This is a genomic window from Microcoleus harperi Pol14_C6 (assembly GCF_036701295.1).
Taxonomy (GTDB): Bacteria; Cyanobacteriota; Cyanobacteriia; order Cyanobacteriales; family Microcoleaceae; genus Microcoleus.
The window spans coordinates 1-15,701 of record NZ_JAUBQN010000068.1 but is presented as its reverse complement, the minus strand read 5'-3'; the positions used below and the strand labels follow the sequence as shown (position 1 = coordinate 15,701).

General features: G+C 42.8%; 11 protein-coding genes, 1 other RNA gene and 1 pseudogene. 6 read left to right on the top strand and 7 right to left on the bottom strand.

The window, feature by feature from the left end:
• Window positions 1–515 precede the first annotated feature (515 nt).
• Both QUA27_RS26110 and QUA27_RS26105 read left to right on the top strand, forming a co-directional pair.
• Entirely contained in the window at window positions 516–1,259 is a 744-nt protein-coding gene (locus tag QUA27_RS26110; RefSeq protein ID WP_333071817.1) for a dienelactone hydrolase family protein, read from the top strand.
• 99 nt (window positions 1,260–1,358) lie between these two features.
• On the top strand, window positions 1,359–2,258 hold the full coding sequence (locus QUA27_RS26105) for a S1 RNA-binding domain-containing protein (RefSeq protein ID WP_333063140.1): 900 nt from the start codon (window positions 1,359–1,361) through the stop codon (window positions 2,256–2,258).
• Window positions 2,259–3,247: 989 nt separating this feature from the next.
• On the opposite strand, the pseudogene QUA27_RS27540 reads toward QUA27_RS26105, so the two are convergent.
• From QUA27_RS27540 to QUA27_RS26090, 4 genes and pseudogenes are all read right to left on the bottom strand, one after another.
• Window positions 3,248–3,559 (bottom strand): annotated as a pseudogene (locus tag QUA27_RS27540) (transposase); the annotation flags it as partial.
• 315 nt (window positions 3,560–3,874) lie between these two features.
• On the bottom strand, window positions 3,875–4,063 hold the full coding sequence (locus tag QUA27_RS26100; RefSeq protein WP_333071815.1) for a hypothetical protein: 189 nt from the start codon (window positions 4,061–4,063) through the stop codon (window positions 3,875–3,877).
• 481 nt (window positions 4,064–4,544) lie between these two features.
• The gene (locus tag QUA27_RS26095; protein WP_333071814.1) at window positions 4,545–6,776 is read right to left on the bottom strand and encodes a GumC family protein; all 2,232 of its coding nucleotides are present in this window, start codon (window positions 6,774–6,776) and stop codon (window positions 4,545–4,547) included.
• Between the two features lie 21 nt (window positions 6,777–6,797).
• Complete coding sequence (locus QUA27_RS26090) at window positions 6,798–8,228, bottom strand: SLBB domain-containing protein (protein ID WP_333071813.1); 1,431 nt, start codon at window positions 8,226–8,228, stop codon at window positions 6,798–6,800.
• A 33-nt stretch (window positions 8,229–8,261) separates the two neighbouring features.
• On the opposite strand from QUA27_RS26090, the gene QUA27_RS26085 reads away from it, so the two are divergent.
• Window positions 8,262–9,617, top strand: coding sequence for an O-antigen ligase family protein (locus tag QUA27_RS26085; protein WP_333071812.1), 1,356 nt, complete (start codon window positions 8,262–8,264; stop codon window positions 9,615–9,617).
• Between the two features lie 119 nt (window positions 9,618–9,736).
• Here QUA27_RS26085 and QUA27_RS26080 read toward each other — a convergent pair whose 3' ends face one another.
• Window positions 9,737–11,902, bottom strand: coding sequence for an ATP-binding protein (locus QUA27_RS26080; protein WP_333071810.1), 2,166 nt, complete (start codon window positions 11,900–11,902; stop codon window positions 9,737–9,739).
• Between the two features lie 170 nt (window positions 11,903–12,072).
• Window positions 12,073–13,350 carry a phosphoribosylamine--glycine ligase gene (gene purD / locus QUA27_RS26075; protein ID WP_333071808.1) on the bottom strand — a complete coding sequence of 426 codons (1,278 nt, stop codon included), beginning with the start codon at window positions 13,348–13,350 and terminating at the stop codon, window positions 12,073–12,075.
• A 20-nt stretch (window positions 13,351–13,370) separates the two neighbouring features.
• Here purD and QUA27_RS26070 point away from each other — a divergent pair, with 20 nt between their 5' ends.
• The 3 genes from QUA27_RS26070 to ssrS all read left to right on the top strand — a co-directional run bounded on the left by QUA27_RS26070 (window position 13,371) and on the right by ssrS (window position 15,188).
• On the top strand, window positions 13,371–13,520 hold the full coding sequence (locus QUA27_RS26070; RefSeq protein WP_333071807.1) for a hypothetical protein: 150 nt from the start codon (window positions 13,371–13,373) through the stop codon (window positions 13,518–13,520).
• A 168-nt stretch (window positions 13,521–13,688) separates the two neighbouring features.
• Window positions 13,689–14,951 (top strand): 5-(carboxyamino)imidazole ribonucleotide synthase, encoded by a 1,263-nt coding sequence (locus QUA27_RS26065; RefSeq protein WP_333071804.1) that lies wholly within the window; start codon window positions 13,689–13,691, stop codon window positions 14,949–14,951.
• A 50-nt stretch (window positions 14,952–15,001) separates the two neighbouring features.
• A non-coding RNA gene (ssrS, locus tag QUA27_RS26060) (6S RNA) lies at window positions 15,002–15,188 on the top strand.
• 183 nt (window positions 15,189–15,371) lie between these two features.
• Here the strand turns inward: ssrS and QUA27_RS26055 are convergent.
• A partial coding sequence (locus tag QUA27_RS26055) for a transposase family protein (RefSeq protein ID WP_510175272.1) occupies window positions 15,372–15,701 on the bottom strand: 330 nt, incomplete at its 5' end.

The following is a 15,701-nucleotide window of genomic DNA, read 5'->3' as shown; positions in this document are numbered from 1 at the left end:
CAGATAGCACTCAGTTTTTTCGCTTCTGTGCTTTATTGCGTAAGCATCCCTATTTAAAAACTGTCCGGAGTATTGTTATATAAAGACGACTAATTATCAACAGTTACTAAAAGGCATAGACTGTGCATTTAATGAAGTTACCGAGCAAAAATATTTGGAATTGGTTTACTCACTCCTGTTATTGTACCTCATCTTTATGAGAAAGGCTATATCTAAAAAATCTCACGAACCAGCAAGATAAAATGTTCTCAACCCTAGGTCGATCAAAATCTATGCTTGAGCAAACTACTGATCGAAACTTATATTTTACCGAAGTTTTATCTCCCTTAATTGCTAGGAATGAGGAACCCCGAATTATTCAGCCCAACCTCAACCTTCAATAAATAGCGAATTTTTACCTGCCATATTTGCGCTATTTGCGCTTCGCGGTTCCGAAAAATATAATTGCCGAATTGCCTAAAATTTTCCCAAATCAACTTAAAATCAGTAGAGTGGCATTTACCTTAAAACTCCCTATGACAAAAGCCGAAATTAGCACCAAAAACATCACGGTTCCTAACGGGGATTTGCAAATAGCTGCATATCTAGCCCAGCCAGTCTCCCCAGGGCAATTTCCTGCAGTTATCGTAATTCAAGAAATCTTTGGCGTCAACTCGCACATCCGCGAAGTTACTGAAAGAATAGCAAAAGAAGGATATGTGGCGATCGCCCCAGCCATTTACCAACGTCAAGCCCCCGGCTTTGAAACCGGCTACACACCCGAAAGCATCCAAATCGGCAGAGAATACAAAGAAAAAACCACAGCTTCCGAACTTCTCAGCGATATCCAAGCCACCATCAATTACCTCAAAACTCTACCCTCTGTCAAACCAGAAGGTTTGGGCTGCATTGGTTTCTGCTTTGGAGGACACGTCGCCTACCTCGCCGCTACTTTGCCCGAGATCAAGGCTACAGCCTCGTTCTACGGCGCCGGTATCGCCACCCAAACCCCCGGCGGCACCCCCACGATCGCCCGTACAGCAGACATTAAAGGCACTCTCTACGCCTTTTTTGGCACTCAAGACCCCAGCATTCCCTTAGAACAAGTTGACCAAATCGCCGCAGAATTGCAAAAACACAGTATTTCTCACCAAATTTTCCGCTACAATGCCGATCACGGCTTCTTCTGCGACCACCGCGGCAGTTACGACGCTACGGCAGCAGCCGACTCGTGGTTGCAGGTGAAGCAGCTATTTCATCAGCAACTTCAACCAGCTTAGAGAGTGGGAGATGGGGAGATAGGGAGATGGGGAGAGTGGAAAAATTTTTTCTACTGACGACTGGCAACTAAATTACTGACAACTGACAACTAAACTGACATGAATTCCAAATCTACAGGTTCTCAAAGCGCAAAAGCATCCTTTTCAATGGATGATTTTGCTAAAGCCCTCGAACAGCACAATTACGAGTTCCAGAAGGGACAAGTAGTGCGCGGCAAAGTGTTCGAGTACGACTCAAACGGCGCGTATGTTGATATCGGTGGCAAGTCTTCGGCTTTTTTGCCGATCGAAGAGGCTGCTTTGAGAACAGTAACGGATTTGTCGGAAGTGGTTCCGCTGGACGAGGAACGAGACTTTTTGATTATCCGCGAACAAGATGCAGATGGCCAAGTTACCTTGTCCCTGCGGCAGTTACAAATTCAGCAAGCTTGGGAAGATTTAATTGAATTGCAGGAAACTGGTAAAGTTCTTCAGGTGCGGGTTTCAGGGGCGAATAAAGGCGGCGTGACAGTAGATGTTCAGGGAATGCGTGGTTTTATTCCCCGATCGCACTTAGTGGAACGCGATAATCTAGAATCGCTGATCGGTCAATCTTTGAGCGTTAATTTTTTGGAGGTCGATCGCGAACGAGAAAAACTCGTACTTTCCCAGCGAATGGCCACTCAATCGAATGCCTTCAAGGATTTGCAAATTGGTCAGTTGGTCGAAGGAAAAGTCAGCAGCATCAAGCCTTTTGGCGTGTTTGTGGACTTGGAAGGAGTTAGCGGTTTGCTGCACATCAAGCAAGTTAGCCAAAAATATATTGATAACCTTGGAAAGGTGTTTGCTCCCGGTCAACCCCTGAAAGCGATCGTGGTTGACCTCGATGAAAGTCGCGGCCGGATTTCGCTTTCTACTCGGGTACTGGAAAATTATCCAGGGGAAATGGTGGATAAAATGGCGGATGTTATGGATACGGCAGAAGAGCGATCGGAACGTGCTCGAAAGACTCTTTCTTAAGTCTTGATATAATTACCACTCCGACTTCTTTAAGAAGTCGGGGATCTAAGAGCGCGATCGTTTTACGTTTAATTAGCTTGATTTACTTATTTTGCATTGTACATCGACTTCTTAGACCAGTTTCCCAAAAATCCAACTATAGGCTAACTCCAAAGGCTCTCCTGAGTTTATGGTGTAAAATAGATCGATAAATACAATTAATGTGATGAGCTTTCATTTAGATTATTTATTAGACTTGCCTAGACTCAAGGTTGAAACTTGTACTCCAATTGAGGGACAAATTTACTTTCAACGCTCGTGTTGTAGCGTCAGGAATCATTTGTCCTCACTGTAATAATTATACAGAAGAACTTCATCAAAATCTATCTATATTAGCCAGAGATTTGTCAGTTTTCGGTCGTTCTGTGTATTGACAAGTGCCTCGTCGGCAGTTTTACTGCCCTAGTTATGAACGTTACACTATAGAACCATTAGAATTTTTGGATAAAAAAAGACAACATACTCAAGGATACGAACAAAATATTTATGCACGTGTTCAAAAGTCGAGCATATCATAAATTGGGCGAGAAGAAGGATTGAGTTATGACGAAATTAAAAGTATTTTTACTCATGTCCATTCCTCTCAAAAAAAACAGTTGGGATTCATCACTCGCGAGTGAGTATAGATGAGATAAGTATGAGAAAAGGAAAAAAAAGTTTAGTAACTGTTGTTAGTGAGATATAGCCTTTATCAAAAAGATGAGGTACAATAACAGCAGTGTGTAAACCAGTTAAAAATATTTGACGATGTAACTTGCCCAAAGGCAGGCGTTGCTGATTTACGGTATGAAAGGCTAAATATGCCACTCATAGAAACCAGTATCGACACAGCTTGGGGATTTTTAACCTATCTTTTTCATACCCTGATTAAGCAACGCCGCCCAAAGGCAAACTCTATGGCTTTTCCTAATTCTTGATAATTAGTAGTCTTGATAGAACGGAGAATGATTTTAAGTTTTGATCACAGATTTTGAATTGGTGAAAAATCTGGTGAAGAAAGTGATAAGTATATTAATTTTACCCTTTTTTTTAATCGCTTTTTTCACTTCTTCTCCCAAGTGAATGGGACAATTATCCATCACTACACAAACCGCTTTCCAGAGTTTTGGCACAAGTTTTCTGATAATAAAAGCTTCAAATGTAATTGCATCAGTTCCGCCTATTAGATTAACCGATGTCAAAATCTCATTAACTGACCTTGCTCCAATTATTGAGACATTTTTGCCACGTTTGGTTGGTTTTTGCCCCTTGGTCCTTTCACCTTTTAAAGACCTAGCCTATAGCCTAATCATTGCCAAATTAACCGCCGATTCGTAAATGAATATTAAGTCTTTCAAACTAATCTCTTTAATTGTTTTCCAGAACTCACATCGCAGGATTTGAAATCGCTCTGTGCCTTTACCCGAAGGGAAAAGAGTTCTTTTTGACAGTAATATCTAAGAGTTTTATCATTCTTCCTATTGTTGCTCTACTAACGGAAAATCCAATTCTCCCATAAAGTAAATAACGGAGTTCTTCAAGAGTTGCATCATCCGAAGCTTCAACCAATTCCGCCAACATGAGTAGTTGCTCTGCATTCAGTTTGCCTTTGACTCCACATCGGTCAGTTCTCGGAGTAATATTTTTTGTTTGACGTATTGTTTAAGTAATTTTTGTAAAACGCTCAACGCTACATAAAAACGCTTAGCTATTGCTTTGTGTGAAATGGGTTCAGCATGATAAGTATCAAGGATTTTTTGCCTAAAATCAATCGAATAAGCTTTCATTTTTAATAATGTATGAAGTTGGGTACAAGTAAAGGTGTTGTGAGTCAAGCATCGCGTGCTTTCAAAAAAATGCTATTATGTGTGGTATCGCAGGCGAGGCTTTACTGAACCATGTAATTATAGTTCCTTTGCTCTGAGCTTATCTGTTTGACCCTCATGAGTGAGTGTCAGTAACAGGATACCTCATCTTTTTGAGAAAGGCTATAGCTTGTTTTTCTGATTAGGTAAAAATATCACCGTAAGTCCTAGAGAGCCATTCCAAACCCCTATCTAGTAAGTTAGATCAAATCCGGTGGCATCGGAATTATGAGCGTGCGAGCGTCCCCGCTTGCAATCGATCTCGCGAGCGGGGACGCTCGCACTCTCGATCAAAATATATAATTCCAATGCCACCGCAAAAGATATTAATACCTCTCGCCAATCAAAAATTCAAAATAGTCTTACTTCTTGTGTTGGCTACCTAACTCCATTTTAGCGTTCGTTATTTAACCCCATTAGCTACTACTCCCAATACTTTAAATTCTGCTACATTTAGTTGTTCTAAAGCTGTGTTTACCAGACCGCGATCTGTTTTTTCTAGTTTTACTATCAGCACTGTACCATCAGTTTGAGAAGCGAGTAAATGACCGTCTGCTAAACCTATTAAAGGGGGCGTATCGTAAATGACTAAATCAAATAAGGCTAGGAATTGTTCCATTAAATAGTGCATCTTTCTCGAAGACAGTAATTTAATTGGATCGGGGGGAATAGTGCCTGCAGTGAGGACAAAAAGATTGTCATCGTCTGGTAATCGCTGAATAGCCTCATTCAAACTTAAATCCGAACTTAAAACATTACTTAAACCTTTGATATTTGATAAGCCAAGGTATGTGTGCAGTTGAGGCAAACGCATATTAGCATCCACTAACAATACTCGTTTACCAACAGCAGAAGCAGTTTTAGCTAAATACAGTGCTACAGTTGACTTACCCTCACCTTTAATGGTCGAAGTGATGGTTAAAGAACTAATTGGGTGTTCCGCATTTAATAATTGAATATTTGTGTATAAGTAGTGAAATGCTTCGATTACAGGAAAATCTTTGTAATTTGAAACTATTATTCGTTTTAAGCTTGCACTGTTAGTATTTGAACTTACGCTAGTGAATTGAGTGGAAACCCTTTCACCTCTACGAGATTTAATTTTCATCGCTTTGGCGATCGGAATGACTCCCAAAAGAGGGCGTTTGGTTGCGGATTTAATTTCTTCTGGAGTATGGAAAACAGTATTTAAAACTTCTACTAGGAAACCTATAGCAATGCCTAGTAAAGTGCTAATAACGAGTGCGATCGCTAGGTGACGGCGGGTTTGTTTTTGGGTAACTGGGTTGAGATCACCATTTTCGTTTGTGACTAACTGTGGTTTAGATATAATTTGCCAATATCCATCAATTTGACCCGCATCTAGTTGTAAAGTTTTTTGTTTTTCCATGAACATTTTGAGAGTATCTTTAGCTAATTCTAGTTTTAATTGTATGTCATCATAGCGATGTTGAGCTTGGGGCATTTGAGTGATTTTTGCTTGCAGTAAATTTTGACTATTAGTTATCAATCGCTCGCGAGCTTCCAACTGTTTTAGTTGTGACTGCATCTGCAAGAGGACAGTATCAGCTTCTTTTTTCATCAAATAACGCAAACTTTGCTGCTTTTCTCGCAAAGATTGAATGGGAAGGCTATTTTCATAAAATTGAGTAGAGCTTAAAGCTAATTGCGACTCTATTTCATTTACTTTGCTAATTAAATTTTCATAAGATTTGGGGCTAATATCAACAATCCAACGATTATCGCCTGTTAACGCTCTTTTTTTGTAGCTTTCATATTGAAGCCTACTTTCTACCAGTTGTCCTTGCACTTCTAGGCGACGATTAGTTAAAATATCTAGCTGATCTGATAGGCTGCGGCTGCGTAATTCTGGTTGGTTAAAGTTATACTGAATCCTTAACATTTGTAATTCTTGTTGCAATTTATCTACTCTCTGCTGGAGTGGTGGCATTTGTCGAGCGATAAAATCACTACTTTGTTTGCTAACTTTTAAACGCTCTTTACCCATATATTCTAGGTAATATTTGGCAGTTTCATCTAGCACATATTTGATGCGTTTGGGGTCTCGATCGCGGTAGCTAATATCTAGGAGCTTAGTACCACCCTGCTTCCCATCTCGCAAGAAAGTAATACGTTGGATACTCAAGCGGTTATTGAGATTTTTATAGTCAAAATTTGGATACTTTGTTTGCAATTTATTAACTAATGGTAGTAAAACTTCTGGGCTCTTTAAAACCCGCGATAAACTTTGATAATCCACCGAAGAACCTTCTTCCACTGATGATTTAATTTTGTTCAAGTCTGTTATGCCTAAACTGTTATTTTGAGCTTGGACTAAGAGCTTTGATAGCCGATCGTCAGCCGTAATGGGTTCTGTTAAAACTGTAAATTTTCCTTCATACTCAGTAATAGATTTTTTGGCAGCCCTGAGCACGAAACTACCGCTTAAAGTAGCTATGCTAGCAGCTACTATCCCCATCACTAGAAGGCGACGTTTGACGACAGCCAGTACCCAATTCATATCAAGAACTTGGTCATCCTCTGCTGGGGTACTAGCTAGGTAATTAGCGGAGGGTACAGACAAATATTGACCATTAAGATCATTTTTGAGGGAAGACAACAGTTTTTTATCCATAGCAAAAATGTTATTTAATTCCTAATTTCCGAATAGTCTGAGTAGCTCTATGAGTCGGGTGGGAACTAGAATTCCACCAATAATATTATTAACTGGTGAAAGAACAGTGTTAATGTTGTCTAACAAGAGAGCAGTCCTCGAACGTGCCACTATAATTATGTCATTATCTTGAATCAGTGGGTTGCTTTGAGCGTCGATTCCTTGATTCAAATTAATTGATACTTGCGATCTCGATATAGTGCCATTAGGATTCAGCCTAATCAGTTCCACATATTTAGAGTTAGCGCGATTTGATCTGAAACCCCCCGCACTCATAATGGCTTGATTTAAGGTAGTATTAGGAGGTAATTTGAGTCCACCCGGAGTATTGACTTCTCCGATAACACTTACTTGCACAGTCCCCGGAGCAAAGCTAGCAGTAGCTAGAACAGAAACTTCTCCAGGGTCAATCGCCGTCGCTGTCGGCACAAAGATGATATCCCCTTCTTGTAGTATAGTATCTTGAGAGGTATCTTGTTCTTGCAAATATTGCCAGAGGTTAATAGTTCTAATTTGTTGTTTGCCACTTCTAGTATAACGTTGGAGCTGGATTTGGCGAATATCGGCGATTGATGTGATTCCACCAGCTAGTTGTAGAGCCCGAATAATTGTCGGCTGTCCGTTGGTTCTTTGACCATTTTGGGTATCACCACCAATGGCTACATATCTACCGGGACGCTTCACCTCTCCGAATACTGAGACAGTACGCGGTTGCTCTGCTGGTATAGAAAAATTAGATTCACTAAGTTGATTTGTTTCTGCTAAGTTAATTGTTTCTTGAGGGGGAACCAATATTTGATCTCCATCTCGCAACGTGATATCTTGGCTGGTCTGACCAGTTTGTAAATAATCCCACAGATTATAAGTGATAGTTATTTCTTTGTTAGCCGTGAGCCGACGCCGCACAATTACTCGTCGAATATCAGCGCTAGCTCGAATACCCCCAGCTTTTTCTAAAGCTTGAGGAAGCGTGGGAAACTGAATTGATGGTCTAGTTCCACCTCCATTAGCTAAGGGCAATAAGTAGGAGCCGGGACGACTTATTTCACCCGATAACCAAATATTAAGCGGGCGGGCAGCTTGTAAGCTGATGGTAACTAAAGGTCTTTTTACAACCCGGCCATAAGCTCTAGTGATAACTTGGGCTGCCTGTTCTAAAGTTAATCCTTGAAGGGAAATACTACCAATAATGGGGATTTGAATAGCTCCCCCAGCGGGAATTTGATACTCCCCACTAAGCTGGGGCAGATCGTAGATATCAATTCTAATATTGTCTCCACCACCTAGATAGTAGTCAGTATTAATACTTGTTGCGCGGGCGGGCGACTGAGCGAGGTTGGTTTGAGGGTAGGAGAGAGTGAGTACCAGCGCCACCAGTGGCAGTTGTAAAGCAGGGAGAGTAAGCCATTTCATAGGTAGTAAAAAATTTATGATAGAGGTAAAGCCATGAAAGATATTTTAAGAGTGCCGATGTTTGCGTTGATGCTATTGTGTTTAACGCTTATCGTTTTTGTAACTATTTATATCTTAGCTGCACGCCATCCGAAATTGGCTGCCACATTAGAAAAGATTTTTGTGGGGATACTTTTTTTTACCATGACTGGTGGGTCAGGTATCACGGCCATGCCCTTTACCAAACTCCATCCTAACGTTTTCTACAACTTAGACACTACACCCCCAACAATGATTGCTCAAACTGCCATTTATGGGGCAATGATATTAATGCTTTTTCCCCGATTAACAAAAACTACCCAGAAAACAGTTTCTCTCTGCATTAAATGGATAGCAGGAGACATTTTTTTAGGCTTATTTTTACTGATCATGACTTTATCGGGATTGTGGTCACCAACTCCTGAAATTACTTTCCGGGCTATTGGTGCTATGTGGGGAGTAACACTGGTTTCTATTTATGTAGGGAAAGTGTATAGTTGGTTAGAAATTTATGGATTATTGAGATGGCTAACTGGTTTATTAGCTTTATGGGGAGTTGTGAAAACAAATGCAGCACCCGACGGTTGTTGGACAGGAGTTTTAGGTCATAAAAACCCTTTTTCCTTTCAAATGGCTAATACAGCTTCTTTATGGATTTTATATGCTTTTAAGAAGCCTAAGTATCGATATTTCTCATTATTTATCATTTTAATAGCTTTAGTAGGATTGCAAAAAGGTTGTAGTGGTGCTAGTCGGATTTTGACAGTGGTATTAATCAGTTTGTGGAGTTATTTAGCCCTCTTAAAAAGATTACCTGTAAAATGGGCTTTTCTCTGCTTTATCTTGTTTTTGGTCGGTAGTATAGGTATAAGTATTTTGGTTTTAAATAATTTAGAGGCTATTATTGTGGATGGTTTGAAAAAAGATATGACTTTAACCGGTAGAACCGATTTTTGGCCTTTAATTATTGATCGAATTAATCAAAATCATCCCATATTTGGTTATGGAATGCGAGGATTTTGGCAGTCTTGGCGTGGCTTGGAAAATCCCGCTTACGGAATTGTAGTAGTTAAAACTGGTTTTGTGCCACCCCACTCTCACAATGGTTTTCTTGATATACTTTGCGAACTGGGTTGGGCCGGATTATTGTTGTTTATTGGGTCATTTTTTAATAATATATTTAGAGGGATAAAGTACCTAGTTAAAGGAAATTTTCCAGAGTCAGGTTTGCCTTTGTATTTATTAACATTTATGCTAATGACTAATTTGACGGAGGGGGGATTATTTGGGGTTGGTACTTATTGGTGTTGGTATGTAGTTTTATCGGTAAAATTGAGCTTAGATAAAACAGCTAAGGATAATCCACAATGATGATGTCAACCTTTGGTCAGGTCTATTAGGAAAATCTTTAAAAAGAATAGTCATATACCCAACTTCTTAAAGAAGTTGGGGGTTTAAAATTGATTGCGTTTTAGGTTAAGGAAATGGGATCATTTAATATGACTTGCAATTGTTTCACTTTCCACCGTTGCTTCCACTGGCCAAGAATTTTCCATATCTACTGTTTGTTTCGGCTGATAAACTGCCAAATCGAACCAGAAAGTCGTACCCACATTAACTTCGCTAACTAAATTAATTTTAGTGTGGTGCTTGTCAATAATGTTTCTGACAATAGAAAGACCTAATCCGGTTCCTTCTAAAGTGTGTACTCGGTTTTCTACCCGGAAAAAGCGATCGAAGATTGCTTGTTGGTCTTCAGGATCTATGCCAATTCCAGTATCAGAAATTTCGATCCGCACTACCGGAAAATGTTTGGCATCCGGTGACAAGTTTTGGTTGACGGATTGACCGTCTTTGTGGGTGGGCGCCTCCGGCTCTAGCAAATATGCTCGAATGGCCACCTTGCCGCCGGACTGAGTAAATTTTAAGGCATTTCCTACTAAATTTGCAAATACTTGCAGTAACAAATCGTAATGACCCAAAGCAGGCGGCAAATACGGGTCAACTTCTTGCTCTAACTCAATGCCTTTATCCTTAGCATTTAACTGATAAGTCCGCAGGGTTTGTTCCACAGCTTGCGGGAGGTCAACAGCCTCCAAGTGATAAACTCGGCAGGATTCCAGTCGCGATAAGTCTAACACGTCGTTAACTAAACGAGTTAGGCGATCGGTTTCTCGATTGGCAATTTCTAGGAATTCCCTGCGCTCGCTTTCTAGAAGGTCTTCTCCGTACTCGTGGAGAGTCTCAATAAAAGATTTGATATTAAATAAAGGTGTTCTCAATTCGTGAGAAACATTGCTGATAAAATTGCTTTTAGCCTCATTGAGTTCTACTTCACGAGTAATGTCCTGCACTGTCATTGCAATGCCTTTGAGACTTTCTCGGTAATTTCCGGAACCTTGATGTTTGGAGGTTTGCTCGTAGAAAGTACACTCTACAGCTACCGGGCGTTGTGGCTCGGTACAGGTATCTTCCTCATGGCGGATGCAGCTTCTGCACAGCGGTTCGGCACCAGGCGCTTTGTGCAGAATCACAGTAGTTAAAACAATCCGAATTGTACGATTAAGTGGTTCGCTCATAGAGATGCGAAATTCGCCGCCTTCGCGATCGCCGGCAGCTATTTCCTGCAAAGGTCTAGCCAATTCCTGCTGCACTTCCGAAGGTAAAATGTTCAGAACATTTACTCCGATCGCCTTTTTGCCTTCCCATCCAAAAATCCGCATCCCCGTCGGATTAACTAAAATCACCTGCAAATTTGCGTCTAATAAAAGCGCGCCATCAGCAATCGTTGAAACCAAAGTTTCTAACTTAGCTTTTTCCGCTGTCAGCTCTTCAATATTTTGTTCTTCATAGCTTTCGAGTTTCTGGGCCATTTCATTAAAACTGCCGATCAACTCGCCCAATTCTCCCCCTAAAGGCAGGTCAACTCGCTGCTTAAAATTACCGCTGGCAATGTTTTTGACCCCGAAGACTAATTGTTTGATCGGCTGAGTAATTGTCAGGGCATTAAATACAGCTCCCAAAATTACCATCACCCAAATAGTGACAAATACTGCTAAAGTGACATCCCTAGTCAGATTGGAAGAGATAACTGCTGCCGGATTTGGGTTAATGCCGATCGCCAAAACTCCCAAATATTTGTCTTCATGAATTAACGCTACGAATACATCGGTAACTTCTCCATCGGGCGTCAAATGCTGCCGCACCAAAGGCAAAGAAGTTAAATTTCTCGCTTCAATATCGGCGATAAAATTATCGGGAAGTTTGATTTGGCGGCGCAGCGTCAGGGAAGTTTCCACCTCGGATTCTGAAAAGGGTATGCCCAGGAAAATATCCCCCGCTTCGTCGGCGTAAAGCATATAGCGGACGCTAGAAGTGCTGCTGTAAAATTGGCGGGAAAAGCGGGCGACTTCGGAGCGATCGTTTTTGGCAATCAGCGGCGCCACATTCGCCGCCAACAGCAGACCGAGGTCGCGGCCGTAGCGAGTATCGTTAAGTCGGGCGTCTTGCTGGATAGTATTGACGGCCCAGAATGTCAGGCCGCTCATAATTAACGACACTACGAGGGTAGCAGCGGCCATCAGGCGGGTCTGGAGGGTAAAATCCGACCACCAGCGGGCAATAATTTCTCCGATTTTGTTTAGTATGGCCAGCATTTCACCTGTTCACCAGTTCAATATTAAAAGCAAGATCAATTCAGTTGGCTCCCGATCGAATTTTCTGCTGGGACTTGTCCGCTACCGCCACCGCATAGATACCAAACTTCATTGTTACATTTCTACATTGAGATTGCTTGGCTTTCGGATGGCGGCTGATGTCGCAATTCCTAATTTCGATCGCCCAGGGCTCGGCGGCCGATGTCTCGCCGGCAGTAGACGCCTTCAAATTGGATGCAATCAACTGCTGCATAAGCCTTGGAAATAGCTTGTTCCAAAGTTTCTCCCGTCGCAGTGACGCCTAAAACCCGGCCGCCGTCGCTCACCAACTGCTGCTTTAACTGGGTGCCGGCGTGAAACACTTCTGCTCCTTTGGCTTCAGCTTCCTCGATACCTGTAATAACTTTGCCTTTTTGATAACTTCCAGGATAGCCCCCAGAAGCCAAAACTACGCAAACAGAGGCCCCCGACTTCCAGCGAATAGAATATTCACCGAGACGCTGCTGACAGCAGGCGAGCACCAAATCTTCCAAAGGAGTTTCCAGCAGCGACAAAACCGCTTGAGTTTCGGGATCTCCGAAACGGCAGTTGAATTCTAAGACTTTGGGTTCTCCGTCGGGGGTAATCATTAAACCTGCGTAGAGTACACCCCGGTAGTCGATTTTGCGTTTTTGCAGTGCTGCAAGGGTCGGTTCGAGAATTTCTTCTTGAATCCTTTCCATGAGTTCCGGGGTGACAATGGGGGCTGGCGCGTAGGCTCCCATACCCCCGGTGTTGGCTCCCTTGTCGCCTTCGCCGATAGCTTTGTGGTCTTGGGCCGGGATCAACGGTTCCACTGTGATGCCGTCGGTGAGGGCGAGAATCGAGACTTCTTGACCTGTTAAGAATTCTTCGACGACGACTCGGATGTTGTCGGTGCCGAATTCGCCTCGGAAAATGGTGTTGATGGCGCTGTGAGCCATTTTGACGGTGGTGGCAACGGTGACTCCTTTGCCTGATGCGAGTCCGTCTGCTTTGATAACTATTGGGGTTCCTTGTTCCAGAACGTATGCTTTGGCTGCTTCTGCGTCTGTAAATACGGCAGCTTTGGGTGTTGGGATGCCTGCTTCGAGCATCAATTCTTTGGCCCAGGATTTGCTGGATTCAATTTGGGCACCGGCTTTGGTGGGCCCGAAAATCATGAGTTTTTTCTGTTGGAAATAGTCGGCGATGCCTAGCGATAGGGGCAATTCGGGGCCGACGATGACTAATCCGATGTTGTTGACCATCACAAAGCGTTCGATGCCTTGGAAGTCGTCGATGTTGAGCGACAGATTTTGACAGCCTGGGGTGGTAGCTGTGCCGCCGTTGCCCGGTACGCAGAATACTTGTTTAATCCGCGTAGATTCTAACAGTTTTTTTGCGATCGCGTGTTCGCGACCTCCGTTCCCCACAACTAAAACTTTCACAGTATCCTCACCTATAAATTTTGTTCCCTGAATCTCTGATTTTCAGTGTTGGCACCTTTCTATCTGCTTTTTGCAGTGCTGTCAATTATGCCATGCTTGGCGCTAGGGAATTGCTAGATGTGGCACTTTTCTGGAGGGGTGGGGCGCGATCGCTGTTTCCCAACGGCTGAGAATGTGCAATAATTAAAGACTTTAGCGGCCCTATTTTTCTGGGTTGTGCATCGATTTAATGATGCAATTAAAACTATTTTTTGACTTTTAACTCTTCAATTACTGTAATTCATCCGGGGGCAAATAGCGATAAGATAGGCAGGTTGACTCTGGGGAATTTTACTCACATGAAATCAAATCAAACCGCTGCGAGTTCGTCTGCCACATTTAAGCGGGTGGGCGTTGTCGGCGGCGGCCAGCTAGCTTCGATGATGGGGGATGCTGCTAGGGCGCTAGGTATTGAATTGGTAGTGCAAACTCCCCATGCTAGTGACCCGGCAGTTTCGGTTGCTGCTGGTGCTGTTTTGGCTGCTGTTGATGATGTTTTGGCTACGGCTCAATTGGCTGCTGGCTGCGATGTTATTACTTTTGAAAATGAGTTTGTGGATTTGGATGGTTTGCGGCCGCTAGAACAGCAAGGTGTGTTATTTCAGCCGAGTTTGTCGTCGCTTTCTCCTTTGTTGGATAAGTACGTTCAGCGCTGTTATTTACAAGGTTTGGGTTTGCCAACTCCGAGGTTTTGGGAATGGGATTGCAGCGCGGATTTGCCACCGGAATTGTTTAAGGAAGTTGCGATCGACTTTCCGGCAATTTCTGTTTCCGACAGCGTGCAGATGGAAGCAGACTCGGATGCTGGATCGATCGACTTTCCCTTTGTCGTCAAAGTTCGCCGCCACGGTTATGACGGCCAAGGTACTTTTATTGTTAAGGATCGGGGGAGTTTGGAGTCAATTCGTGCTAAACTCCAAGGTCAGTCTTTGCTGGTGGAAGAGTTTGTGCCGTTCGATCGCGAGTTGGCAGTGATTGCTGCTCGATCGGCAACTGGCGAAATTGCGATTTATCCGATAGTGGAAACTCAACAGCAAAATCAGGTTTGTCATCTGGTGATTGCGCCCGCTGATATTAGTTTAGATGTGAAAACTGAAGCTTGTGCGATCGCCCGCACTCTCCTCAACAGTTTGCAAGCTGTCGGCGTATTCGGCATTGAATTATTTTTAACCGCCGATAATAAGCTGTTAGTCAATGAAATTGCACCCCGCACTCACAACTCGGGACATTTTACCATTGATGCCTGCGAAACTTCACAATTTGAACAGCATTTGCGCGCAGTTTGTCAACTGCCTTTAGGTAATTCGGATCTGAAATGTGCAGGCGCTGTTATGGTAAACTTGCTCGGCTACGAGTCGGCTGAGTCTGATTATTTAGCAAAACGAAAACAACTGGCACAAATCAATGGTGCTTTTGTACATTGGTATGGTAAGAAAGTATCGCGTCCCGGTCGCAAACTCGGTCACGTTACAGTTGCGATCGACGCGGACAAGGTGGATCGGGGGCGAGCGCAAGCACAGGCGATCGCTCAAAGCGTTGAATCTATCTGGTATGCAAGTTAAATTGCTCGAAGCTTGCCAAAATCTGGTTAGTTGGTATATATTAAATAAAGGTTCTACTGCGACGTTGGTGACTGCCAATAATGTTTTTTTGATCTATAACTCTTAACTCTCGGGAATCAAGATGTTTGGACAGCAGTAAACTGGGCTTGTACCCAGAAACTTTAAGTCCGAGCCAACGGTACCCACCTGGTAAAATACCAGGTCAAAAGCTGAGGTAAGACGGCGTTGCGGGGAGCTATTAAAATTTGGATTGAGATAGGCGCTGTGAAATATGGCTAGCCTATTTTTTTTGAGTAAACGCCTTTACTTATACTTGGATTTTAGGTACGATTCGTTGAGATTCGAGTTTAGACTAGGTACATCAAAAAGTGCGATCGCTGTGAGACTGGCGAACGTCTATAGAACCTATTTGGGATCTATTCATTTGATATTGCCAACCGTTCCTTTGCTAAGCGTTTGAACATGAGCCGAATGAAACACACATTGAGCGGACGCCGTCGCATTCTCCAGCGTCCCGTCGAAATTCTTGACTAAACTCTTACACCGTTCTACCCACGCATTTGACCGCTCAATCACCCAACTAGTCGGAATGACGACAAATCCCGTCTGCCCTTGCTGCTGCTTTTGGGTGATTGTCGGCTTCGGAGCCACTTCAAACTGAATTTTAGTCATGGGTAGTGGTGAATAGTAATGGTCAAGAGCGAAGAGAGGCATTGTAATGATGCACAAAGTACCAAATTGCACCAATAT

Bases quoted from the DNA above. Each gene is read 5' to 3' on its own strand.
- QUA27_RS26095 (WP_333071814.1), bottom strand. From the start codon at position 6,776: ATGGATAAAAAACTGTTGTCTTCCCTCAAAAATGATCTTAATGGTCAA.
- QUA27_RS26110 (WP_333071817.1), top strand. From the start codon at position 516: ATGACAAAAGCCGAAATTAGCACCAAAAACATCACGGTTCCTAACGGG.
- QUA27_RS26090 (WP_333071813.1), bottom strand. From the start codon at position 8,228: ATGAAATGGCTTACTCTCCCTGCTTTACAACTGCCACTGGTGGCGCTG.
- QUA27_RS26080 (WP_333071810.1), bottom strand. From the start codon at position 11,902: ATGCTGGCCATACTAAACAAAATCGGAGAAATTATTGCCCGCTGGTGG.
- QUA27_RS26085 (WP_333071812.1), top strand. From the start codon at position 8,262: ATGAAAGATATTTTAAGAGTGCCGATGTTTGCGTTGATGCTATTGTGT.
- QUA27_RS26100 (WP_333071815.1), bottom strand. From the start codon at position 4,063: ATGAAAGCTTATTCGATTGATTTTAGGCAAAAAATCCTTGATACTTAT.
- QUA27_RS26065 (WP_333071804.1), top strand. From the start codon at position 13,689: ATGAAATCAAATCAAACCGCTGCGAGTTCGTCTGCCACATTTAAGCGG.
- QUA27_RS26105 (WP_333063140.1), top strand. From the start codon at position 1,359: ATGAATTCCAAATCTACAGGTTCTCAAAGCGCAAAAGCATCCTTTTCA.